General features: G+C 64.4%; 20 protein-coding genes and 2 pseudogenes. All 22 read right to left on the bottom strand.

The annotated features are described in order from the left end of the window. Position 1: 1 nt before the first annotated feature. The 22 genes and pseudogenes from cysT to N5B55_RS06685 all read right to left on the bottom strand — a co-directional run bounded on the left by cysT (position 2) and on the right by N5B55_RS06685 (position 23,637). Positions 2–916: a sulfate ABC transporter permease subunit CysT gene (gene cysT, locus N5B55_RS06790; RefSeq protein ID WP_304539560.1), complete on the bottom strand. Its 915-nt coding sequence runs from the start codon at positions 914–916 to the stop codon at positions 2–4. Positions 917–1,033: 117 nt separating this feature from the next. Beyond that, positions 1,034–1,708 (bottom strand): RBBP9/YdeN family alpha/beta hydrolase, encoded by a 675-nt coding sequence (locus tag N5B55_RS06785; protein ID WP_304539559.1) that lies wholly within the window; start codon positions 1,706–1,708, stop codon positions 1,034–1,036. Positions 1,709–1,718: 10 nt separating this feature from the next. After that, positions 1,719–2,603 carry an EAL domain-containing protein gene (locus N5B55_RS06780; protein WP_154207406.1) on the bottom strand — a complete coding sequence of 295 codons (885 nt, stop codon included), beginning with the start codon at positions 2,601–2,603 and terminating at the stop codon, positions 1,719–1,721. Between the two features lie 40 nt (positions 2,604–2,643). Beyond that, entirely contained in the window at positions 2,644–2,859 is a 216-nt protein-coding gene (locus tag N5B55_RS06775) for a TOBE domain-containing protein (protein ID WP_004626558.1), read from the bottom strand. A 70-nt stretch (positions 2,860–2,929) separates the two neighbouring features. Continuing rightward, entirely contained in the window at positions 2,930–3,769 is an 840-nt protein-coding gene (locus N5B55_RS06770) for an ATP-binding cassette domain-containing protein (protein WP_304539558.1), read from the bottom strand. A gap of 19 nt (positions 3,770–3,788) precedes the next feature. After that, positions 3,789–4,607: an aliphatic sulfonate ABC transporter permease SsuC gene (ssuC, locus tag N5B55_RS06765; protein WP_154207405.1), complete on the bottom strand. Its 819-nt coding sequence runs from the start codon at positions 4,605–4,607 to the stop codon at positions 3,789–3,791. An 18-nt stretch (positions 4,608–4,625) separates the two neighbouring features. Next, positions 4,626–5,789 (bottom strand): FMNH2-dependent alkanesulfonate monooxygenase, encoded by a 1,164-nt coding sequence (ssuD, locus tag N5B55_RS06760; protein ID WP_065857808.1) that lies wholly within the window; start codon positions 5,787–5,789, stop codon positions 4,626–4,628. Between the two features lie 43 nt (positions 5,790–5,832). After that, the gene (locus N5B55_RS06755; RefSeq protein ID WP_065857984.1) at positions 5,833–6,864 is read right to left on the bottom strand and encodes a sulfonate ABC transporter substrate-binding protein; all 1,032 of its coding nucleotides are present in this window, start codon (positions 6,862–6,864) and stop codon (positions 5,833–5,835) included. Between the two features lie 5 nt (positions 6,865–6,869). Then, a complete protein-coding gene (locus N5B55_RS06750; protein WP_304539557.1) occupies positions 6,870–7,862 on the bottom strand; it encodes a sulfonate ABC transporter substrate-binding protein in 993 nt (330 codons plus the stop codon). A 117-nt stretch (positions 7,863–7,979) separates the two neighbouring features. Beyond that, entirely contained in the window at positions 7,980–8,603 is a 624-nt protein-coding gene (gene ssuE, locus N5B55_RS06745; protein ID WP_009238301.1) for an NADPH-dependent FMN reductase, read from the bottom strand. Positions 8,604–8,641: 38 nt separating this feature from the next. Next, the gene (locus N5B55_RS06740) at positions 8,642–9,661 is read right to left on the bottom strand and encodes a sulfate ABC transporter substrate-binding protein (protein WP_009238302.1); all 1,020 of its coding nucleotides are present in this window, start codon (positions 9,659–9,661) and stop codon (positions 8,642–8,644) included. A gap of 183 nt (positions 9,662–9,844) precedes the next feature. Continuing rightward, positions 9,845–10,192: pseudogene (locus N5B55_RS25310) on the bottom strand (hypothetical protein); the annotation flags it as partial. 851 nt (positions 10,193–11,043) lie between these two features. After that, positions 11,044–13,632, bottom strand: coding sequence for an ATP-dependent chaperone ClpB (clpB, locus tag N5B55_RS06730; RefSeq protein ID WP_012761839.1), 2,589 nt, complete (start codon positions 13,630–13,632; stop codon positions 11,044–11,046). A 170-nt stretch (positions 13,633–13,802) separates the two neighbouring features. Then, the gene (locus N5B55_RS06725) at positions 13,803–15,980 is read right to left on the bottom strand and encodes a 3-hydroxybutyrate oligomer hydrolase family protein (RefSeq protein WP_304539555.1); all 2,178 of its coding nucleotides are present in this window, start codon (positions 15,978–15,980) and stop codon (positions 13,803–13,805) included. Between the two features lie 167 nt (positions 15,981–16,147). After that, positions 16,148–16,528: a fluoride efflux transporter CrcB gene (gene crcB, locus N5B55_RS06720; protein ID WP_009238306.1), complete on the bottom strand. Its 381-nt coding sequence runs from the start codon at positions 16,526–16,528 to the stop codon at positions 16,148–16,150. Between the two features lie 15 nt (positions 16,529–16,543). Beyond that, positions 16,544–17,065: a molybdenum cofactor biosynthesis protein MoaE gene (locus N5B55_RS06715; protein WP_065857800.1), complete on the bottom strand. Its 522-nt coding sequence runs from the start codon at positions 17,063–17,065 to the stop codon at positions 16,544–16,546. 16 nt (positions 17,066–17,081) lie between these two features. Beyond that, positions 17,082–17,339: a molybdopterin converting factor subunit 1 gene (gene moaD / locus N5B55_RS06710; protein WP_009238308.1), complete on the bottom strand. Its 258-nt coding sequence runs from the start codon at positions 17,337–17,339 to the stop codon at positions 17,082–17,084. Positions 17,340–17,351: 12 nt separating this feature from the next. Beyond that, a complete protein-coding gene (locus tag N5B55_RS06705; protein WP_304539554.1) occupies positions 17,352–18,611 on the bottom strand; it encodes a molybdopterin molybdotransferase MoeA in 1,260 nt (419 codons plus the stop codon). An 81-nt stretch (positions 18,612–18,692) separates the two neighbouring features. Next, on the bottom strand, positions 18,693–19,313 hold the full coding sequence (locus tag N5B55_RS06700; protein WP_304539553.1) for a uracil-DNA glycosylase family protein: 621 nt from the start codon (positions 19,311–19,313) through the stop codon (positions 18,693–18,695). A gap of 4 nt (positions 19,314–19,317) precedes the next feature. Continuing rightward, positions 19,318–20,763, bottom strand: a complete 1,446-nt coding sequence (gene thrC, locus N5B55_RS06695; RefSeq protein ID WP_009238311.1) for a threonine synthase — start codon at positions 20,761–20,763, stop codon at positions 19,318–19,320. A gap of 15 nt (positions 20,764–20,778) precedes the next feature. Next, positions 20,779–22,098 carry a homoserine dehydrogenase gene (locus tag N5B55_RS06690; protein WP_065857794.1) on the bottom strand — a complete coding sequence of 440 codons (1,320 nt, stop codon included), beginning with the start codon at positions 22,096–22,098 and terminating at the stop codon, positions 20,779–20,781. Between the two features lie 100 nt (positions 22,099–22,198). Further along, positions 22,199–23,637: pseudogene (locus tag N5B55_RS06685) on the bottom strand (pyridoxal phosphate-dependent aminotransferase). Between the last annotated feature and the right edge of the window lie 9 nt (positions 23,638–23,646).

Raw genomic sequence — 23,646 nt, 5'->3', positions numbered from 1 at the left:
GTCAGGCTCCAGCTGCCGCGTGGGCGGTGGAAGGTTCAGGGGCGCGTTCGATGGTGTCGTTGCGATCGCCGCGGCGGCGCGTCCAGGCTTGCAGCAGGTTGATCACCAGCAGCAGCGTGAACGAGATGCCGAGCATGACGACGGCAATGGCCGTGGCGCCCGCGTAGTCGAACTGCTCAAGCTTCGAATAGATCATGAGCGGCGTGATCTCGGAGACCATCGGCATGTTGCCTGCGATGAAGATGACCGAGCCGTACTCGCCCGTGGCACGCGCAAACGCCAGCGCGAAACCGGTCAGCAATGCAGGCAGCAAGGTCGGCAGGATCACGCGAATGAAGGTCTGCCAGCGCGTGGCACCCAGGCTGGCAGCCGCCTCTTCCAGTTCGGTCTCCAGATCTTCGAGCACCGGCTGCACCGTGCGCACGACAAACGGCAAGCCGATGAACGTGAGCGCCACCACGATGCCCAGCGGTGTGAACGCGACCTTCAGCCCCAGCGGTTCCAGCCGCGAGCCAATCCAGCCATTCGGTGCATACAACGCGGTCAGCGCAATGCCGGCCACCGCAGTCGGCAGCGCAAACGGCAGATCCACCAGCGCATCGATCAACCGCTTGCCCGGAAAGCGATAGCGCACCAGCACCCACGCCACGATCAGCCCGAACACGAGGTTGATCACCGCGGCGATCAGCGATGCGCCAAAGGTCAGCTTGTACGACGCTACCACGCGCGGCGCGGTGACGGTCGTCCAGAACGCATCCCACGTCATGGTGAACGTCTTGAGGACGGTTGCCGACAGCGGGATCAGGACGATCAGCGCGAGGTATAGGAGCGAGAACCCCAGCGCCAGCCCGAACCCCGGGAGCACGTTGGCGGGCTTACGCCGCTTGGGGAGAGAAAACGCGGAAGACAGGCTCATCAGCGCACCGATAAAAATGGCCGCAGCGCACAACACTGCGGCCGATCTGCAGATGAACCGATTGTGGCGGACTGTTCTTATGACGAAAACGAATATTTGCGCATGTGCATCATCGTTTTAGATATAAGGGGTGCTCGGTAGGACATCCCATTGCGCTTGCCAGTCGGCGCCGTCGCGGGTGGTGTCCTGTGCACTTGCTCTGCCGATCAGGCGATCGAGCATTGCCAAGCCGTCGTTCCATTCGCCGAGATTGGAATCTGCGTTGATATGGCCGGCCTCGCCAGCGTCAATGAACTCGGTGCCCCACCGCGCGGCCCAGTCGATGGCGCTGCCTTGCGGCATCCAGGGGTCGTTTCGACTGGCGATAAGGGTGGCTGGGAACGGCAGCGTGCGGCCCGGGAGCAGATCCCGTACGCCAAATTTGTCCGGATCGGCCGGCGCGACGAGCAACACCGCCGCCACGGCTTCCTTGGTCTGCACCGCCCAATGCAACGATGCCAGGCAGCCAAAGCTGTGCGCGACCAGAATCACAGGGCGCTTGCTGCGCGTGGGCGGACGCTCAGCAAGCGCCGCTCGCACCGCTTCGCCTACACGGGCGGACCAGCGCGGCAAGTCGGGCGTTGACCAATCGGCCTGCTCCACCCGGCGCCAGGCCGGGAAGCGCTGCTCCCACCGTGTCTGCCAGTGACCCGGGCCACTGCCATGCAAACCGGGAACGGTCAGGATGACGGCGTCTGCCGGCCATTGCCAGACAGGTGCGTCCGATGTGGTTGCGGGTGCGCTGCGTGCCATGAGGTCGTGCTCACTGCGTCAGAGAAAGGCCGGTGGCGCTTTGCTGCTGTTGCACCAGCGGGGCCTGCGCCATCGGCACCACCTGTGGCGTGGGCGCAGGTTCCGGCTCCGATTCCGCGCCGGGCAGGATGCTGCCCTGCACATACGTGATACCCGCTGCGCGTGCCAGTTCCAGGTCGCTTGGGCGCTCGCAACGCCGCAAGGCCAGCGTCACGCCCAGCTCACGTGCGGAATCGGCCAGCGACACCACGTTTCGTGTACGCCAGTCGCGCCGTGCATCGAGCTTCAGATAGGCGGGCCGGGCATGCACGAGCAGCGCGCCGGCTTCCGCCGGGTCCGATGCCTGCACCGCCACGGCAAAACCGTTGCGCCGGTAGTTGTCGACCACAAAGAGCAGCAGCCCCAGATCGTCATTGGCTGTGGACGGCACCTGGATGACGAATTGCTCCGGGTGCAGCCCCAGCGCCGTCACCGCACGGTGGAATGCCTTGCCGTGATCGGCCGCCACCGCTGCCAGCAACCGGCCATGCACATTGACGACCAGTCGCCCCGCATCGGTGCGCGAAAAATAGTTGAGCGTATGCACCAGCCGGCACAGGCGGTCCAGTTCGACCAGCGTGCTGTCATCCGACGCCAGCGAAAACACCTTCCACGGGTTCAGGCCCAGATCGCCGTCGCGCGTCCAGGTGCGCATCAGGGCTTCGTGGCCCGCAGGGGTCAAGGCGCCATCGGCGGCAAGCTGCCAGACCGGTTCAAACAGGCTGGTGAGCGCGCAGTGGAAGAACTGACCCTGCACGCGGCCCGTGGCATCACGCCACAAGTGGCGATCTGGCGCGGGCGCGTTCGGCAGCGTGCCGAGAAATTGTGCGACTGCTGTGGTGTGCATCAGGCTCATGGGTGAGGCTCCTTGTTGGGTCGCCGTCTCCTCCCCGTCCTTACAGTTTGGCGATCGAGACTTCAGTCGCCTTCACCAGCGCAACCACTTCACTGCCGATTTTCAGGCCGAGGCTGTCGACCGAGCGCGTGGTGATGACCGAGGTGACGATGCCGGCCGGGGTCTCCACGTCGATCTCCGAGAGCACGTCGCCCCGGATGATCTCTTTGATCTGCCCGCGAAACTGGTTGCGTACGTTAATCGCTTGGATGCTCATGATGTTCCTTCTTAGATGACAACGGCACTACGTGCCAATGAATGTTTTCAGGAGAAAGGTTTGCAGCGCCTTACACGGCCCAGCGCACCGCGGTGGCGGACACGTCAAAGGGTGATTGCCACGCCGTGTGCGAATGCACATCGGTCACTTCGCTCGGATCGCTCTTGCGTTGCATCACGCGGTTGAGGATGGCTTCTTCCAGCCGCGCAAACGCGGGCGAACCCCGATGGCGCGGACGCGGCAGATCGACGCGCTCATCCAGCGCAATGCGGCCGTCTTCGATCAGCACCACACGGTCGGCCAGTGCCACCGCTTCGGCCACATCGTGCGTGACGAGCACGGCGGTAAAGCCCAGGCGTTGCCACAGGCCTTCAATGAGGTTCTGCATATCGATGCGGGTAAGCGCGTCAAGTGCACCCAACGGTTCGTCCAGTAGCAGCAGGCGCGGTCGATGCACCAGCGCACGCGCCAATGCCACGCGCTGGCGCTGCCCGCCCGACAGGCGTGCCGGCCATTCTCCCGCCCGCTCGGCCAGACCGACTTGCGCGAGCACTTCAGCGGCCTGGGCGCGCTGCGTTTTCGGCAATCCGAGCGCGACGTTGTCGAGCACCTTCTTCCACGGCAGCAGGCGGGCATCCTGGAACATCACGCGGGCATCGTCGTGCAGGCCGCCTTCGGCGTCGCCATCGCGACGCAGGTGGCCATCGTCAATGCCTTCCAACCCGGCAATCAGCCGCAGCAGCGTGCTCTTGCCGCATCCGCTTCGGCCGACGATGACAACAAACTCACCCGGCGTGATGTCCAGATCGATGCCATGCAGCACTTCACGATCGCCGTAGCGTTTGACGACCTGTTCGATATGCAGCGCGGTGCCGGCCAGCGCGGCGTGTTCAGTGGCATTGCTTTGCATGCGTCTCTCCAATTCAGCCTCAGGCCGCCGCTTGATAACCGGGGTGCCAGCGCAGCCAGTAACGTTCCAGCCCGCGCGACAACCAATCCGCAAGCTTGCCAAGCAGCGCATACAGCAGGATGCCGAGCAGCACCACATCGGTCTGCAGGAACTCACGCGCATTCATCGTCATGTAGCCGATGCCGGCCTGCGCAGACACCGTTTCCGCCACGATCAGCGTCACCCACATCAGGCCGAGCGAGAAACGCACGCCCACCAGGATCTGCGGCAGCGCACCGGGCAGGATCACCTCGCGATACAACTGCGCACGCGACAGGCCGTAGCTGCGGGCCATCTCCACCAGGGCCGGATCAACCGAGCGGATGCCGTGATACGTGTTCAGATAGATCGGGAAGAACACGCCCAGCGATACCAGGAACAGCTTGGCCGATTCATCGATGCCGAACCACAGGATCACCAGCGGAATCAACGCCAGGACCGGGATGTTGCGGACCATCTGCAGCGTGGTGTCGAGCAGCGTCTCGGCGGTGCGGAAGGTGCCGGTCAGCAAGCCCAGCACCAATCCCAGCGAACCGCCGATCGCAAATCCGAGCAGTGCGCGCCAGGTACTCACGGCGACATGCGTCCACAGTTCACCCGAGCGCGCCAGCGCCACGGCGGATTTCGCCACGTCCAGCGGTGCCGGCAGGATGCGGTTCGACAGCCAGCCCCATTGGGCCGAGGCCTGCCACAGCACGAGCAGCACGAACGGCACGATCCACGGCGCCAGTCGTTGTCGCGCGGTACGCAGAAGGGCCTTCGCCTTCGGGTTGGATTTGGTTTTCGACGCGGATGCCATTGCCCTGCTCCTCCTGGCTCAGCTTGCCGCCACGCGCGGCACGATGCCGGTGGCAATCACTTCGCCAAACGGGCCGTTCAGCACATTGCCCGGCAGCTTGTCGCGCACCGAGCGCGGCAGCAGCGGGAACACCAGTTCGGCAAACCGATAGGCCTCTTCCAGATGCGGATAGCCGGACAGCACGAACGTATCGATCCCCAGATCGGCGTACTCCTTCATGCGCGCGGCCACGGTTTGCGGATCGCCCACCAGCGCCGTGCCGGCACCACCGCGCACCAGCCCCACGCCGGCCCACAGGTTCGGGCTGATCTCCAGATCGGCACGCGTGCGCTTGACGCCGTTGGCATGCAGCGCGGCCATGCGTTGCTGACCGGCCGAATCCATTTTGCGGAAAGCCTCTTGCGCGCGCGCAACGGTGTCGTCGTCAAGCTTGCTGATGAGCTTGTCTGCAGCCGCCCAGGCTTCGTCTTCCGTCTCGCGCACGATCACGTGCAGGCGAATACCAAAGCGCACGGTGCGGCCATGCTTGGCAGCGCGCGCCCGCACGTCGGCCAGCTTCTCGGCCACCGCGGCAGGCGGTTCGCCCCAGGTCAGATACGTGTCGACCTGCTCGGCTGCCAGTTCGTGCGCCGCTTCCGACGACCCGCCGAAATACACGGGCGGATGCGGCCGCTGCACGGGCGGATACAGCACCTTCGCGCCCTTCACGCTGAGGTGCTTGCCGGTGTAATCCAGCGCGGCGCCTTCGTGGCTTGCCGCAAGCGTTTCGCGCCAGATGCGGATGAACTCTTCCGAGGCTTCGTAGCGTTGTGCGTGATCCAGGAACAGGCCATCGCCAGCCAGCTCTGCAGGATCGCCACCCGTGACGAGGTTCACCAGCAAGCGGCCATTCGACAGACGGTCGTACGTGGCGGCCATGCGGGCAGCCAGCGTGGGCGCCATCAGCCCCGGACGAACTGCCACCAGGAAGCGCAGGCGCTTCGTGACTGGAATCAGGCTCGCGGCCACGATCCACGGGTCTTCGCACGAGCGGCCGGTGGGAATCAGCACGCCCTCGTAGCCGAGCGTATCGGCGGCCACGGCCACCTGCTGCAGATAAGTTTGATCGACCTGGCGCGCGCCCTCGGCGGTGCCGAGATAGCGACTGTCGCCGTGCGTCGGGATGAACCAGAAAACTTGCATGACAGCTCCTTGGACTGTGTTGTTCTCAGATCAACGCAACAACTCAAGCGCGGGCAATGGCCAGCTGCGCGGGGGTCGGGTGCCAGACCAGTTCGATCGGCTTGACCGGGCGCGGAATCAGCCCCAGCCCGTGAAAGGCATCGGCCACGCGCTGCTGCTCGGCAATCGCTTCAGGCGTCACCGGCCGCACCGGCGAAGGCGGCCGGCGCGACAGGAACAGATGCACCGTCGCCAGCGACAGCCCCGAAAAATCTGCAATGCGCTGCGCGGCTTCCTTGCGGTTCTCCTGCACGAGGCGATCGGCGCGCGACAGCTCTGCAAAGATGGCGGCAATGGTGTCACCGTGCTTTTCCGTAAAGGCCGTCGGCGCGAAGTAGAACGAGTTGTTGGACGACAGCGTGCGCCCGGTGGCCAGCACGCGCGGCTTGATCGCCAGTTCGGTGGCGGCGTAGTACGGATCCCAGATGCCCCAGGCGTCGACGCTGCCGCGCTCGAAGGCGGCGCGGGCATCGGCTGGCGTGAGGTACACGGGCTGGATGTCGGCAAAGCTCAGCCCGCCCTTCTGCAGGCCGCGCACGATCAGGAAATGCGCGCTCGAACCCTTCTGCAGCGCCACGCGCTTGCCCTTCAGGTCGGCCAGCGTCTTGAGGGTCGAATCCTGCTGCACGAGGATGGCGGAGCTGTCCGGCTTGGGCGGCTCCACGCCCACGTAGCGCAGGTCCTTGCCGGCAGCCTGCGCGAACACCGGCGGCGTATCGCCCGTGATGGCGAGGTCGAGACTGCCCGCAGACAACGCTTCAAGCTGCTGCGGCCCGGCCGGAAACTCCAGCCAACTGATCTTGGTGCCCGGAAAGCGCTGCTCCAGCGCCCGGTTCTCTTTCACGATGACGAGGTTGACTGCGCTCTTCTGAAAACCGATGCGCAGTTGCGCGGGCGGCGTCACCTTCGGCAAAGCTGCAGCCGCCGGAGCGGCGGTAGCGGCATTGGCGGCATGCGCAACCGGCCCAAGCGTGGCCAGCGATGCGCCGGCAACGGTAGCGCTGAGCAGGCGGCGGCGTTGGAAATCGATGGTCATGGCAATCAGCGCGCTGCCTGTTGCGTCGTGGGCTGCCACGCAGAGTCGGCCACCTTCACGGGGCGCGGGATCAGCTTGAGCGCGTGGAACGTATCGGCAATGCGCTGCTGGTCGGCCAACGCCTCGGCGCCCACGGGCTGGATGCCATACGAAATGCGCGACACCGAACGCGCCACCACGGCGGGTTCCAGGCCGAGCTGCGGGCCGAGAATGGTCGTGACTTCCTTCGGGTTGGCCGCTGCCCAGGTGTCGGTCTTCTTCAGTTCATCGAGCACGATGTTCAGCACATCGGGCCGCGCGCCCGCATAGCCCTTCGACGCCAGGAAGTACTGCGAGTTGTTGACCACGCCCGTGCCGTCGGCCAGCACGCGCGCGCCCAGTTGCTGTTCGGCCGCGGCAAAGAACGGATCCCAGATCACCCAGGCGTCGATGGCACCGCGCTCGAAGGCGGCACGCGCATCGGCGGGAGTCAGGTATACGGGCTGGATATCGCTGTAGGGCACATTGGCCTTTTCCAGAAGCTTCACCAGCAGGTAATGCACGTTCGAGCCCTTGTTGAAGGCAACGCGCTTGCCCTTGAGATCGGCCACGCTCTTGAGCGGCGAAGTCTTCGGCACGATGATCGCCTCGCCGGCCGGCGCGGGCGGCTGGTTGCCGACATAGACGAGGTGCGCCCCGGCAGCCAGCGCGAAGATCGTCGGTGCTTCACCCGTGGTGCCGAAATCGATGGCGCCCACGTTCAGGCCTTCCAGCAGCTGCGGGCCGGCCGGAAACTCGGTCCACTTCACTTCGATGCCCTGGGCGGCCAGACGCTTTTCCAACGTGCCGCGCGCCTTGAGCACCGTCAGCGTGCCGTACTTCTGATAGCCGATGCGCAGTTGCTTGGCAGCGGTCGGAGGCGGGGCATCGCTGTTGGCAAATGCGGCGGGCACGCCAAGCGTTGCAAGCAGCGTGGCGGCAATGGTCAGAGTCCTGCGCAGGGGCGAGTGGGTTTTCATGGCAAGTTCGATCGATGCAGGGTGTATGGGCGACACGATTCGCGCGCAGCGGCTGCGCGGCGTGACAACAACGGAAAAATCCAGCGAGCGTGTGTCTACGGCGGCGCGTTCAGCGCATCACGCCAGACATCGCATTCGTTCTTCGTCGGCGGCCTGGAACGTGGCACGCACCGCGGTGCGGCTTGAAACGATGACCTGCGCCACGGCCGGGTGCCGTGCCAGCGCCAGTGCCTGGTGCACGCGCTCCACGCCGTCATCCAGGCGCTGCTGCAGCGATGGGTCGACGGTCACGCCGTCATCGGTCACAACGATCTGCGAGTCGACAGCAAAGATGCCGGGCAGGATCGAGCGCGCCGCCAGCGCCGTCAGTACGGGGCGCAGCGCGTAGTCGATTGCCAGCGTGTGGGCGAGGCTGCCGCCAGTGGCAATCGGCAGCACGACCTTGTCGCGCAGACCGCTCTGCGGCAGCAGATCGAGAAACGTCTTGAGCAGCCCGCTGTAGGCCGCCTTGTAGACCGGCGTGGCAAGAATCACCACGCCCGCCGCTTCCACCCGCGCCACCGCATCGGCGATAGCGGGGTCGGACACCTGCGCGCCCAGGAGCGCGTCGGCTGGCAGGCTGCGCAGGTCCAGGTGGTCCGCCTGCTCGCCGGCGCGCTCGAGCTGCGCACGCACGTGGCCCAGCAGGCGCGCAGATCGCGATTGCGCCGAAGGGCTGCCGGAAATCGTCAGGATTTGCATGATGCGGATCACCCGATGTCGTTACGTCGCTTGGGGCCTTACTTGCCCGGTTGATAGAGCTGGTCAAACTGCCCACCGTCGGCAAAGTGCGTCTTCTGCGCCTTCTGCCAGCCGCCGAACGTGTCGTCGATGGTCACAAGCTTCACCTTCGGGAATTCGCTCTCGTGCTTCTTGGCCACGGCCGGATCGGTCGGGCGATAGAAGTTCTTCGCACCGATCTCCTGCCCTTGCGGCGTGTACAGGAACTTGAGATACGCCTCCGCGGCCTTGCGCGTGCCCTTCTTGTCGGCCACCTTGTCCACCACCGCCACCGGCGGCTCGGCCAGGATGGAAATCGACGGCACCACCACGTCAAACTTGTCCTTGCCTTCCACGCGCGCAGCCAGCAGCGCTTCGTCTTCCCACGCGATCAGCACATCGCCGATACCGCGCTCGGTAAAGGTGGTGGTCGCACCGCGCGCGCCCGAATCGAGCACCGGCACGTTCTTGTAGAGCTTCTGCACAAAGTCCTTGGCGGTGGCATCCGAACCGCCCGGCTGCTTCAGCGCATAGGCCCAGGCGGCCAGGTAATTCCAGCGTGCCCCGCCGGAGGTCTTCGGGTTGGGCGTGATGACGGCGATGCCCGGCTTGATCAGGTCATTCCAGTCCTTGATGCCCTTCGGGTTGCCCTTGCGCACCAGGAACACGATGGTCGACGTGTACGGCGAGGCGTTGTGCGGCAGGCGCTTCTGCCAGTCCTTGCCGGTCAAGCCCTTCTCGGCGATCGCGTCGATGTCGTAGCCCAGCGCCAGTGTGACCACATCGGCATCCAGCCCGTCGATCACGGAGCGCGCCTGCTTGCCCGAACCGCCATGCGAAGCGCGCAGGGTGATGTCCTCACCCGTTTCGGCCTTCCACTTCTTGGCGAATTCGGTGTTGATTTCCTTGTACAACTCGCGCGTCGGGTCGTACGACACATTCAACAGTGTCGTCGCCGCATGCGCACCCACGGTTCCCCCCGCCACGATGGCAGCCGCTGTAGCACGTACAAGCGTGTTGAAAACAAACTTGCGAATCATCTTGCAGGCTCCGTTTCTGATCTCTGATGGATTTGGAATAGGAGCAAGACTACCGAGCGGGTCTTGTACGGGGAACGAATGGTTTCAGGGAATGTTCATCGTTTTTTGCATAAAGGCGGGGTTGGGGCTGCGCGGATGCGGGGCAAAGGGCTTTGTGCGGGGGGCTGGCGCGGCGATTGAGGGTCAAACGCTCGGTGTTGGATGTCGGAGACCCGCGCTTGGGCTTTGGACTGCGGGACTTCGGGGGTTTTGGGTGGAGGTTGAGTCTTGGAGGGTGACGTTCGAGCCTTGGAGGGTGGAGTTTGAGTCTTGGAGGGTGACGTTCGAGCCTTGGAGGGTGGAGTTCGAGTCTTGGAGGGTGGCGTTCGAGCCTTGGAGGGTGGCGTTCGAGCCTTGGAGGGTGGCGTTCGAGCCTTGGAGGGTGGCGTTCGAGCCTTGGAGGGTGGCGTTCGAGTTTTGGAGGGTGGAATTCGAGCCTTGGAGGGTGGAATTCGAGCCTTGGAGGGTGGAATTCGAGCCTTGGAGGGTGGAATTCGAGCCTTGGAGGGTGGAATTCGAGCCTTGGAGGGTGGAATTCGAGCCTTGGAGGGTGGCGCTCGGGTGTTGGAGGGTGGAGTTCGGGTCTTGGAGGGTGGAGGTTTAGGGGTTTCGGGCGGGGCCTGGGTTTTGGGGTCACGGGGGCAGTGTTAGGGGCTGTCAGGATTTCCGTGTTCGGGGCGGTTTTTTTGTTGGTGGTGCATCTCTTGTTTCATCCCCTGCCGGGGCTGACTCACTTTCTTTGTCTTGCCAAAGAAAGTAAGCAAAGAAAGGCGCGCCCGAGATGGCGACCCACCCCTTGAATTTCTGTTGCAGAGAGGGGAAGGGAAAAACTCGCTTCGCTCAGACAGTTTCCCTTCCGTTTTCCTCTCTGCAACAGAAATTCAAGGCGCCATCTAGGGCAAGGTACGGCCACACCATCGGAGCACAACCGCAGTAGTGGGATGAGCGGCAAGACGCGAGGCAAAGCAGTAAGAACACGTTGAGATAGCGGACAAAGCGAAGCAATACACCGCAAGAAACGAAACTCCGACAGGACACGCAAACCACCGGTTTGGTCCTTGACGTTCCTGCCCTTGATGGCGCCTTCAATTTTCGTAAGCGGGCGGAAAAAAGGCGGGGAACTGTTTGAGCGCAGCGAGTTTTCCCGTTCTCCGCCCGGTTACACAAATTCAAGGAAGGGGTCGCCATCTCGGGCGCGCCTTTCTTTGCTTACTTTCTTTGGCAAGACAAAGAAAGTGAGTCAGCCCCGGCAGGGGATGAAACAAGGGATGCACCAAAAACAAAGAACAAAAAAAAACCGCTCTGGCGAAGCCAGAGCGGTTTTTCGAAGCGCTAACGTAGCGTCAGTGCACAACCCTCTCAAACGAAAACTGCCCATCCCGATAATCCACCGGCACCACATCCTTGGGCGCGAACCTGCCCTCCAGGATCATCCGTGCCACCGGATTCTCGATCTGCTGCTGGATGGCCCGCTTCAAAGGCCGTGCCCCAAACACCGGGTCGTAACCGGCAGAGGCCAGCTTGGCCACCGCCTCGTCGCTGATCTCCAGCGCGAGGTCCATCTGCGCCAGGCGTGCAGACAGACGCTTGAGCTGGATCCGCGCGATCGATTCGATGTTGCGTTGGTCCAGTGCGTGGAACACCACCACCTCGTCGATCCGGTTCAGGAACTCCGGGCGGAAATGCGTCTTCACTTCCTGCCACACGGCACCCTTGATCACGTCCGCCGGTTCGGTCGCCATCTGCTGGATGAGCTGCGAGCCGAGGTTCGACGTCATCACGATCACCGTGTTCTTGAAGTCGACCGTGCGGCCCTGGCCGTCGGTCAGGCGACCATCGTCCAGCACTTGCAGCAGCACGTTGAAGACGTCCGGGTGCGCCTTCTCTACTTCATCGAGCAGCACCACGCTGTACGGCTTGCGGCGCACGGCTTCGGTCAGGTAACCGCCCTCCTCGTAGCCGACATAGCCCGGCGGCGCGCCGATCAGGCGGCTCACGGAATGCTTCTCCATGAATTCGCTCATGTCGATGCGGATGAGGTGCTCTTCCGAATCGAACAGGAAGCCGGCCAGCGCCTTGCACAGCTCGGTCTTGCCGACGCCCGTCGGGCCCAGGAACAGGAACGAGCCATAGGGCTTGTTCTCGTCCGCGATACCGGCGCGTGAGCGGCGGATGGCATCCGACACCAGACGCACGGCTTCGTCCTGGCCGACCACGCGTTCGTGCAGGCGGTCTTCCATCTTCAGCAGCTTCTCGCGCTCGCCGGTCATCATCTTCGCCACGGGGATGCCCGTGGCGCGGCTGACGACTTCGGCAATCTCTTCCGCGCCCACCTGCGTGCGCAGCAGCTTGTTCGGCTGCTTCTGGCCGGCCGACTCGGCGGCGGTGGCGGCCTTCAGCTTGCCTTCCAGCTCGGGCAGCTTGCCGTATTGCAGTTCGGCCACTTTCTCGAGCTTGCCTTCGCGCTGCAGCTTGGTGATCTCCAGCTTGATCTTGTCGATCTCTTCCTTGAGCGCAGCCGCACCTTGCGCGGCGCCCTTCTCGGCCTTCCAGATTTCATCCAGATCGGCGTATTCCTTCTGCAGACGCTCGATTTCCTGCTCGATCAGCTCCAGGCGCTTCTGCGATGCCTCGTCGGTTTCCTTCTTGACGGCTTCGCGCTCGATCTTGAGCTGGATCAGGCGGCGGTCGAGCTTGTCCATCGCCTCGGGCTTCGAGTCGATTTCCATCTTGATGCGCGCCGCAGCCTCGTCGATCAGGTCGATGGCCTTGTCCGGCAGGAAGCGATCGGTGATGTAGCGGTGGCTGAGTTCAGCCGCGGCCACGATCGCCGGGTCGGTAATCTCCACACCGTGGTGCAGTTCGTACTTCTCCTGCAAGCCACGCAGGATGGCGATGGTTGCCTCCACGGTCGGCTCGCCCACGAGCACCTTCTGGAAGCGGCGCTCCAGCGCGGCGTCCTTCTCGATGTACTTGCGGTATTCATCCAGCGTGGTCGCGCCGATGCAATGCAGCTCCCCGCGCGCAAGCGCCGGCTTGAGCATGTTGCCGGCATCCATCGCGCCTTCGGCCTTGCCCGCGCCCACCATCGTGTGGATTTCGTCGATGAAGAGAATGGTCCGGCCTTCTTCCTTGGCGATGTCGTTGAGCACCGCCTTCAGGCGCTCCTCAAACTCGCCGCGATACTTGGCACCGGCCAGCAGACCCGCCATGTCGAGCACCAGCACACGCTTGTTCTTCAAGCTTTCAGGCACCTCTTCGTTGACGATGCGCTGCGCCAGCCCTTCGACGATGGCCGTCTTGCCGACGCCCGGCTCGCCGATCAGCACCGGGTTGTTCTTGGTGCGGCGTTGCAGGATCTGGATGGCTCGACGGATTTCATCATCGCGGCCAATGACGGGGTCGAGCTTGCCGATCCGGGCCATCTCGGTGAGGTCGATGGTGTACTTCTTGAGCGCTTCACGCTGGCTCTCGGCTTCGGCGCTGCCGACGGTCTGGCCGCCGCGTACAGCGTCGATCGCGGCTTCGAGCGGCTTGCGCGACAGGCCGTGCTCGCGCGCAATGCGGCCAGCCTCGCCCTTGTCGTCGGCCACGGCCAGCAGGAACAGCTCGCTGGCGATGAACTGATCGCCGCGCTTGATGCCCTCTTTCTCAGTCGCCTGCAGCAGGCTGCCGAGGTCTCGCCCCACCTGCACCTGTTCGCCACCCTGCACCTGCGGCAGGTGCTTGATGGCGCGGTCCAGCGCCGTGTCCAGGGCGCCGGTATTGACGCCCGCACGGGCCAGCAGGTTCTTGGTGGCCCCATCCGGCTGGCGCAGCATGGCCAGCAGCAGGTGGACCGGTTCGATGTACGGATTGTCGTTGCCCAGCGCCAGGCTCTGCGCGTCGGCCAGCGCTTCCTGGAAGCGGGTGGTCAATTTGTCCAAACGCATTAAAAACCCCTTGCGGAAAATGTTTCACTGCTCCGAAAGATAGGGAGCTTCGGTGGCATTTCAAGCGTGGAAACGCCGGTTTTGATGCAGATTTGCGCCAAAACAAACGGCGGCGCGCCTACTGGCTACGCCGCCGTCCCAAGTGAGCCGAAGCCGTCCTGGCTATCGCATCAGTTGGGCACCGATACCGTCGCCACGCCGCCCGACACGCTCACCGAGATGCGGTCGCCCGCCGCCGGTGTGCTGGTGAAGTTCGGCACGTTGGCCGCGTTGATGGCCGGTGCAGCACCGGGCGTGCCACCGCGCGGAGTCGTGCGCACCACCTGCGAAGGCGGCAGCGGCGTGCCGTTCTTCAGGTTCGCGTACATGGCGTCCAGCGCGCGCTGCTCATACAGCACCAGCGGCACGAACAACGTGTCGTAGCCGGGCACCAGGTCGATGAAGCCGTCGAAATGCTGCGCGTTCATCACCTCGATGTACGACAGCTTGCTCGAGCCACCCTCCACCTTGGCATTCAACCCCAGATACGGCCGCGAACCATGGTTGACCGGCAGCAGCGCGTCGTTGCGGCCCTGCACGATCAGCGCCGGCTTGCCCTGCAGGTTGCCGGTACGCAGCGTCTGCCGGATGCCGGCCTGCAGCGATTGCGAAGCCGCATCGGCGCCCGTCAGCAGGTTGCGCAGGCACAGCGCGCCATCGAGGTTGGCGGCTTGCGTGCCGGTGGAGTCGACCGACTGGTTGCTCCGCGTCGGGCCACCTTGGGCGTTGTTGTTGACGAGCTGCACGCCGGAAGTGGGCGGAATGCCGTTGCCAACCGCCGCCATCTGCGCGAGCGCCGTGGCGCTCACGGCCGTCGGATGGAACGACGCGTCGGTTGCCGCGAAGCTCAATCCGCACAGGTTGTCGGTCACGCTGGCGCGCGAGAGTGCGTTGCCAAAGGTGGTCGCCACCGATGGGTCGATCTCGTAGAACGACATCGAGGCATGCACGAGATCCGACTCTGGCTCCCAGCCGTAGGTGCGCATCTTCTGCAGGGCTTCGTCGGCCTGCGCAGCCGCCGTGGTGGACGTCAGCAACCCGGCCGCCTTGAGCGCGGCGCAGCGGTTGGCCTGCGCGCCTGCCGGGAACGTCGTGAGGCTTCCAAAGAATGCCTGTGCCGGCGCAGTGGCAACGCTCGCAGACGATGCCGCGCACAGCCGGAACACATTGGCGTAGCTCACGTAGTCGAACAGCGGCTTGCCGGTCGTCGGCAGCGTCGTGCCGCCGCGCACCACCTGCACGCCGGTGTTGGGCGGCAGGTTCAGGCCGGGCTCGCCTACGGCCACCCCGTCGATCCACCCACCGGTGTCCTGCTCGGCCGCCGCAATGGCCGCGCCGCCGCCGTTGGAGATGCTCGACGCAATGACGATGGTGTTGTCCGGACGGACCGGCAGTGCGCTGCCGACCAGCGCACCGCTCGTCCCAGCGATCTTGTCGTTGATCGCCCAGAACGCGAACTGCACGGCCTGTAGCGTGAACAGGCCCCAATCCTTCTCTGGGTTGCGCTGCGAATGCGCATGCTTGAACGCCAGCCGGTTCGGCGTGGCCGCGTTGAAGGCAGCCAACTGGCTGCTGGTGAGCGGCGCGGCAAAGTGCGCGTTAGACCCGGCGGCGCTGCGCGTGGTGCGTGTGCCGTCCTGCAGGGCGACGGTGTCCGTAGCCAGGTCGTGCGGGCCGGCGCCGGTGCCCTTGTCGGTATAAGCAACGGCGCACTTGCGCTTCAGGCCCCATTCGCCAGTGGAAATCGCGCCATAAATGCCGCGCGAGCCCGACGAGGTGGCAGTGATGATGCAGGGGTTGTTGACGTCGAAACTGTCCGGAATCTGCACGAGCAGCACGACGTTCTGCTGCCCTGTGCCGTCGTCGGAGTAAGTCACGTATTCGGTGCCGGGGATCATGCCGGAGCCCTGCGTGACGTTGCCGCTGGCATCGACGTTCGGGCCATAGAGCGTGCCGTAGCCGCCCTTGGCCGCCGTGTCGACCAGCGCACGGTAATTGGCGTAGATCGCCAGGCGGCGCAGCTCGGCTGCGGTGGGCGCCGTGGGGTTGGCGATGGTCGGCGCGGTGGCCGAAGCCAGGCCGCTTGCGCCCAGGCCAGCGGTCAGCAGGTCGTCGGATACGCCGTCGTACCGGTTGATGGACACCTTGCCGGCAAAGGCCGGCTTGGTATTGCCCGGCACGTTGTTGCCATCATTGCTGCCGCCGCAGGCGCTTAGCACGCCGCAGCCGGCCAGCAGCACGGCACCGGCGGCGATCAGGTTGCTTGGTGAGACGTGCCGTCGCAGGCGCGCCGTTCGGGTTGGTTTCATTGCGTCTCCTTCTCGTTATGGTTGGAACAACACAAAGCAACCCGCGGCGGCCTTCGATACTGCACGTCCCTAGTGGACGTCCGGACGTCCCTAAGCCACCGCAGGCACTACCAGTATGTGAACCCAACTTCTCATTCGCAACTCAATTGGCGCGACCGCCCTTGCGATCAACTGAACGTGCGCACCGTCCAGAGTCCCAGCATGGTGAGGAACAGCGAGCCGCCCAGATGCGCCACGATGTGCAGCGCGCCCATCAGGTGGTCGCCGGCCAGGATGTTGGCGACCACCTCGCTGGAAAACGTCGAGAACGTCGTCAGCCCGCCCAGAAAACCGGTGATGACCAGCAAACGCCATTCCGGCGGCAGCCCCGCGTGCGTATCGAAAAATCCGACCGCGATGCCGATCAGATAGCCACCCACAAGATTGGCTGCCAGCGTGCCGTACGGCAAGGCCGGATTGATGGCGTTCAACAAGACGGCGAGCGCCCAGCGCAACCAGGCTCCCAGCGCAGCACCCACCCCAACTGCCAGAAAGCCCATTCCGCTCATGCGGTCGCGTCCTTGTTATTCGTAGTCGTTGGGTTGCGCCGATACGCCGGGCTGATCGGCCGTGCTTGTCGCGGCGTTGTTGGAAGCAATGCCCCAGCGGGCAAGCGCCTTGTCGTCCGTAACGCGTGCATCGACCCAGCGCGCGCCCTGGGGCGTCTGTTCCTTCTTCCAGAACGGCGCCTCGCTCTTGAGGTAATCCATGATGAATTCGCACGCGGCAAAGGACTCGCCGCGGTGCTTGGACGCCACCGCCACCAGCACGATCTGATCTTGCGGCTTGAGCTTGCCAACGCGGTGGATGACGAGTGCGTCGATCAGCTCCCAGCGCTGCATGGCCGCGCTCACGATGCCGGCGAGCGCCTTTTCGGTCATGCCGGGATAGTGCTCCAGCTCCATCTCGGACACACCGGTGCCGTCGTTGATGTCGCGCACGGTGCCGATGAAGCTGGCCACCGCGCCAATGTTCGGACGGCCGGCGCGGAGCGCTGCAATCTCGGCGCCGAGGTCGAAGTCGGCTTCCTGAACGCGGACGGACATGGTCGGTCTCCCCCGCTCAGCCGCCAGTCACGGGCGGGAAGAAGGCCACTTCGCAGCCGTCGTGCACGGCGGTATCGGCCGGCACGATCTGGTGGTCCACCGCCATGCGCAGCGCACGACCTTCGGCCAGGGTTTCGCCCCAGACCGGACCGCGCTGCGCCAGCCAGCGACGCACATCGCCCACGGTGCGCACGGCCTCCGGCACCACAACCTGCTCCTGCGAGGTTCCGAGTTGTTCACGCACGCTGGCAAAGAAACGAAGCTCGATCTGCATGGCCATCGCTCCTTACACCAGGCCTGCAAACGGCAGGAAGCTGACAACATCGCCCGGCGCAATCGGCTGGTTTGGCGGGTTGTCGATCAGGCCATCGCCCCACACGGTGGAGGTCAGCACGCCCGAGCTTTGATTGGGGAACAGCTCCAGCCCGCCGCCCGCGTTGATGCGCGCGCGCAGAAACTCGTTGCGGCGATCGCCCTTGGGCAATGCAAAATCGGCGCGCATCGGGATGCGCTTGGGGGCCACGTCTTGCACGCCCTGCAGGCGCAGGATGAACGGCCGCACGAACAGCAGGAAGGTGACGAAGCTCGACACCGGGTTGCCCGGCAGGCCAATGAAAAACGCGGTCGGACCACCCACCATGCCTTCGGGCCGGCGCACTTCGCCAAAGGCCAGCGGCTTGCCCGGCTTGATGGCGATCTGCCAGAGATTCAGGCGCCCTTCGGCTTCCACCGCCGGCTTGATGTGGTCTTCCTCCCCCACCGACACGCCACCGGACGTGATGATGAGGTCGTGCGCCTCAGCCGCTTCGCGCAGCGTGTCGCGCGTGGCTTGCAGCGTGTCGGGCACGATGCCGAAATCGGTGATGTCGCAACCGAGGTTTTCCAGCAGCGCGCGCAGCGTGAAGCGGTTGGAGTTGTAGATGGCGCCGGGCTTGAGCGGCTCGCCGGGCTTGGCAAGTTCGTCGCCGGTAAAGAACACGGCCACGCGCGGGCGGCGCACGACGTGCAGGTTGGCGCAGCCGACCGAAGCCGCCAGGCCAAGTTGCTGCGGGCCAAGACGCGTGCCGCGCGGCAGGATCTCGGCGCCGTCGGCAATGTCCTCGCCGGCGCGGCGGATCCACTCGCCCGATTCAGGTACGTGGTCGATGACGACGGTGCCCGAGTCCGGGTCAGCCTTGCATTGCTCCTGCATGACGACCGCATCGGCGCCAGGCGGAATCAGCGCGCCGGTAAAGATGCGCGCCGCCTCGCCCGCATTCAGCGGCTGGCCGACATGACCAGCGGGAATGCGCTGCGCCACCTTCAGGCGCGTGCCCGGCGCGGTGATGTCGGCGGCGCGTACAGCGTATCCGTCCATTTGCGTGTTGTCGGCCGGCGGCACGTTCAAGCTGCTGCGCACGGCCTGCGCGAGAACGCGCCCGTTGGCGTGCAACGTCGACACGGTTTCGGTCTCGTGCAAGGCGCGCACTGCGGCAAGCAGTTGCGACAGCGCCGCATCGAGCGTCAGCAAGGACGGTTTGACGGCGGGAGCATCGTTGGCGGACATGCTGGAATGGGAAAGCGGAATCGAACGGGAGATTTCGATTGTATCGGTTCCAGGCCGATGCCATGCATCAGCCCAGGCGTATCAAGCGAATGCGTCGGCCAGCGCGGCCCGCAGCGCGGGCACGATGTGCGCGTCAAACCACGGGTTGTGTTTGAACCAGGCCAGATTGCGCGGGCTCGGATGCGGCAGCGGAAACAACACGCGGCCGTCAGCGTCATGCGCAGGCCCGTTGCGCACGACGTCGGTCAAGGTCCAGTCGCGCGGCACGTCCAGGTAGTTGCGCTGGGCATACGTGCCCACCAGCAGCGCGAGCCTCACCTCGGGCATCGCCGTCAGCAGCGGCCGGTGCCATCTGGGTGCGCATTCCGGGCGGGGGGGCAAGTCGCCATTCGCACTGGTGCCCGGGAAGCAAAAACCCATCGGCACCACGGCGATGCGCCTGTCGGCATAGAAATCGTCGTATGAGATCTGCAGCCACTGGCGCAGGCGGTCCCCAGAACGGTCGTTCCAGGGGATACCGGTTTCGTGGACGATGCGGCCGGGCGCCTGTCCGATGATCAGGACACGGGCGCGGCGGTCCGCCACGACCACCGGGCGAGGCTCGTGCGCCAATGCGCCCTTGCACACGCGGCAGGCGCGGATATCGTGCAGGCAGCGCGCAAACGATGCTCCGGCCACGTCATCCGGCACTGCTGCTTCCATCGCTTCAGAGACCGGTGTGCTGGGCGATGTAGCCCTTGATGCGGTCAACGTCGGCCGGCATGACTTCAAAGCGCTGCGGCAGCGACTCGATATCGGCGTAACCAGCCGGCCGCTCCGGCTCCCGATCCAGCGCTTCGCGAATGGTGTCGCCGAACTTGGCCGGCAACGCCGTTTCCAGCACCACCATCGGCACGCCCGGCGTCAGGTTCTCGCGCGCCACCTTCACGCCATCGGCGGTGTGGGTGTCGATCATCGTGCCGTAGGTGGCAAACACATCGCGGATCGTATCGACGCGGTCGTCGTGCGAGCTGCGGCCCGAGACAAAGCCGAACTCGGCGATGCGGTCGAACTCCGGCTTGCCGGTCATCGAGAAGCCGCCCTTTTCGTCCACGTCGCGGAAGAGCTGGGCGAGGCGCGCCGGATCACGATCCAGCAGGTCGAACACGAAGCGCTCGAAGTTCGACGCCTTGCTGATGTCCATGCTGGGGCTGGACGTGTGATACGTCTGGGCGGCCGAACGCACGCGGTACGTGCCGGTACGGAAGAACTCGTCGAGCACGTCGTTCTCGTTGGTGGCCACGACCAGCTTGTCGATTGGCAAACCCATCATGCGCGCGATGTGGCCGGCGCAGACATTGCCGAAGTTGCCCGACGGCACGCAGAACGACACCTTGTCGCCGATCTTCGGGGCCGCCAGCAGGTAGCCCTTGAAGTAGTAGACGACCTGGGCAACAACGCGCGCCCAATTGATTGAATTGACCGTGCCGATCTTCTGGCGCGCCTTGTAGTCTAGATCGTTCGACACCGCCTTGACGATATCCTGCGCGTCGTCGAACACGCCTTCGATGGCGATGTTGAAGATGTTCTTGTCTTGCAGGCTGAACATCTGCGCAGTCTGGAACGCGCTCATCTTGCGGTGCGGGCTCAGCATGAACACGCGCACGCCGCGCTTGCCGCGCATCGCGTATTCGGCTGCGCTGCCCGTGTCACCGGAAGTCGCACCCAGGATGTTCAACTCGGCGTGTTCACGGTCGAGCGCGTATTCGAACAGGTTGCCCAGCAGCTGCATCGCCATGTCCTTGAAGGCCAGCGTCGGGCCATTCGAAAGACACAGCAGCGAGAGCGACGTGCCGCCCTCTTCGCCCAGCTTGTGCAGCGGCGTGATGTCGGCGGTATTGTCGCCAGCGCGCGCGTTGCAGTAGACGTCGGGTGTATAGGTGCGGCGGGTCAGCGCACGCAGGTCGTCCTCGGGAATGTCGGTGGCGAACTTGCGCAGGATTTCAAACGCGAGGTCGGCGTACGGCAGGTCGCGCCAGCGGGTCAGTTCGTCAACGCTGACCTGCGGGTATTGCTCCGGCAGGTACAGGCCGCCGTCCGGCGCGAGGCCGCCCAACAAGATGCGGGAAAAACTTTGCGGCTCTGCGTGGCCGCGGGTCGATCGGTATTGCATGCTCGTGTCCTGCACTTAGTTCAGTTCTTCCATGCGGATGCGCGTGACCTTCGACAGCACGGTCGGCAACGCTTCGATGGCGGCGATGGCGGCGTTCACGCGTTTTTCCACCGTCACATGCGACAGCATGATGATGTCGGTCTGCGGCTCGCCTTCGCGGGATTCCTTCTGCAGCATCGCGTCGATCGAGATGCCGCCTTCGGCCAGGATGCGCGTGATGTCGGCCAGCACGCCGGTCTCGTCGGCCACGCGCATGCGCAGGTAGTAGCTCGAACGCACTTCGTCGATCGGCAGCACGGGAGTATCGGACAGCGCATCCGGCTGGAACGCCAGATGCGGCACGCGATGTTCCGGGTCGGCCGTGTGCAGGCGCGTCACGTCCACCAGATCGGCGACGACAGCCGAAGCGGTCGGCTCGGCGCCGGCGCCCTTGCCGTAGTACAGCGTCGGGCCCACAGCATCGCCGTTGACGACCACGGCGTTCATCGCGCCTTCGACATTGGCGATCAGGCGCTTGGCCGGCACCAGTGTCGGATGCACGCGCAGCTCGATGCCCGCCTCGGCGCGGCGCGTGATGCCCAGCAGCTTGATGCGGTATCCCAGTTCTTCCGCATAGCGGATGTCGACGGCTTCCAGTTTGGTGATGCCTTCCACGTATGCGCGGTCGAACTGCACCGGCACGCCAAACGCGATGGCGCTCATGAGTGTGAGCTTGTGCGCGGCGTCAAAGCCCTCGATGTCGAAGGTCGGATCGGCCTCGGCGTAGCCCAGGCGCTGGGCTTCCTTCAACACGGTGTCGAAATCCAGGCCCTTGTCACGCATCTCGGACAGGATGAAGTTCGTGGTGCCGTTGATGATGCCCGCGATCCACTCGATGCGGTTGGCCGTCAGCCCTTCGCGCAGCGCCTTGATGATGGGGATGCCACCGGCCACGGCGGCTTCGAATGCCACCATCACGCCCTTGTCCTGCGCGGCCTTGAAGATCTCGTTGCCATGCACGGCCAGCAGCGCCTTGTTGGCGGTGACAACGTGCTTGCCGTTGGCGATGGCACGCAGCACCAGCTCGCGCGTCAGGTCATAGCCGCCGATCAGTTCCACCACGATATCGATCTCGGGCGAATCCACAATCGCAAACGGGTCGTTCACCACCGGCACGGTCGCACCGGCTTCCTGCACGATGGCACGAGCCTTGTCGAGATTGCGCACGGCAATCATGGCGACTTCAATGCCGCGACCCGCGCGACGGCGGATTTCTTCCTGGTTCCGTTGCAGAACCTTGAGGGTACCGCCACCGACGGTACCGAGCCCGAGCAGGCCGATCTTGATGGGATTCATGAGACGTGTCGTAGAAAAACGAAAAAGCGGAGAAGCAGAAAACACACAGGGCAGACGCCTCGGTCTGCCCCGCAGTGACTGGTCTGGCGGAAGACCGATCCTATGCGGCCCGGATGCCAGTACCGTGACGCTGACGGTACCGCTCCAGGAAGCGCGCAATTCGGCCGATCGCTTCACGAAGGTCGTCTTCGTGCGGCAGGAAGACGATGCGGAAGTGGTCTGGCGAGTGCCAGTTGAAGCCCGTGCCCTGCACCAGCAGCACGCGCTCTTCTTCCAGCAGCTGGCGGATGAAGGTCTGATCGTCTTCGATCGGGTACACGGCCGGGTCCAGACGCGGGAACATGTACAGCGCAGCCTTGGGCTTCACGCAGGTCACGCCGGGGATCGCCGTGATCAGTTCGTGCGCAAGGTCGCGCTGACGGCGCATGCGGCCGCCCGGCGCCACCAGGTCTTTGATGCTCTGGTAACCGCCCAGCGCAGTCTGGATCGCCCATTGGCCCGGCACGTTGGCGCACAGGCGCATCGACGACAGCATGTTCAGGCCTTCGATGTAATCCTTGGCCGGGCGCTTGTCGCCGGACACGACCATCCAGCCCGCGCGATAACCGCACGAGCGGTAGCTCTTCGACAGGCTGTTGAACGTCACCGTCAACACGTCCTCCGACAGCGAGCCGATCGCGGTGTGCTTGTTGTCGTCGAACAGAACCTTGTCGTACACCTCATCGGCGAAGATCACCAGGCCGTGCTCGCGCGCAATGGCAACGATGCCGAGCAGCAGTTCGTCCGAATACAGCGCGCCGGTCGGGTTGTTCGGGTTGATGACGACGATGCCCTTGGTATTGGGCGTGATCTTGGCGCGAATATCGTCCAGATCCGGCATCCAGCCGTTGGCTTCGTCGCAGGTGTAGTGCACCGGCGTGCCGCCCGACAGGCTGGTCACGGCGGTCCACAGCGGATAGTCGGGAGCCGGCAGCAGCAACTCGTCGCCGGCGTCAAGGAGCGCGTTGGTGGCCAGCGAAATCAGCTCGGACGCGCCGTTGCCCAGATAGATGTCGTCCAGCGTGACGTTCTTGATGCCCTGTTCCTGCGTGTAGTGCATCACCGCCTTGCGCGCCGCGAAGATGCCTTTGGAATCCGAATAGCCGGCCGAATTCGGCAGGTTACGGATCATGTCCAGCTGGATCTCTTCCGGGGCATCGAAACCGAATGGGGCGAGGTTGCCGATATTCAGCTTGATGATCTTGTGGCCGTCTTCTTCCATCTGCTTGGCCTTTTCGAGCACGGGGCCGCGAATGTCATAGCAGACGTTATTGAGCTTGGCGGATTTCTGGATCGTTTTCACGGGCAAGGCGGCGATGGGCGACGTTGAACGGGCTTGAACTACGGGCATTCTGTGGCACAGCACAGCGGCGACGGTAACGCCACACGCAGCGGCAGGCTCCGCTGCGCTTGTTCCTTGCCGGGCATCGCTTATGGCGCGGCGGGCGAAGGAGAGAAAAAGATATAATTTAGCCCATTATGACAGACTTAGGCGGGCATTTTTGCAAC

The sequence above is a fragment of the Ralstonia pickettii genome (genome assembly GCF_030582395.1).
GTDB lineage: Bacteria > Pseudomonadota > Gammaproteobacteria > Burkholderiales > Burkholderiaceae > Ralstonia > Ralstonia pickettii_D.
This window is presented reverse-complemented; position numbering and strand designations above follow the sequence as displayed.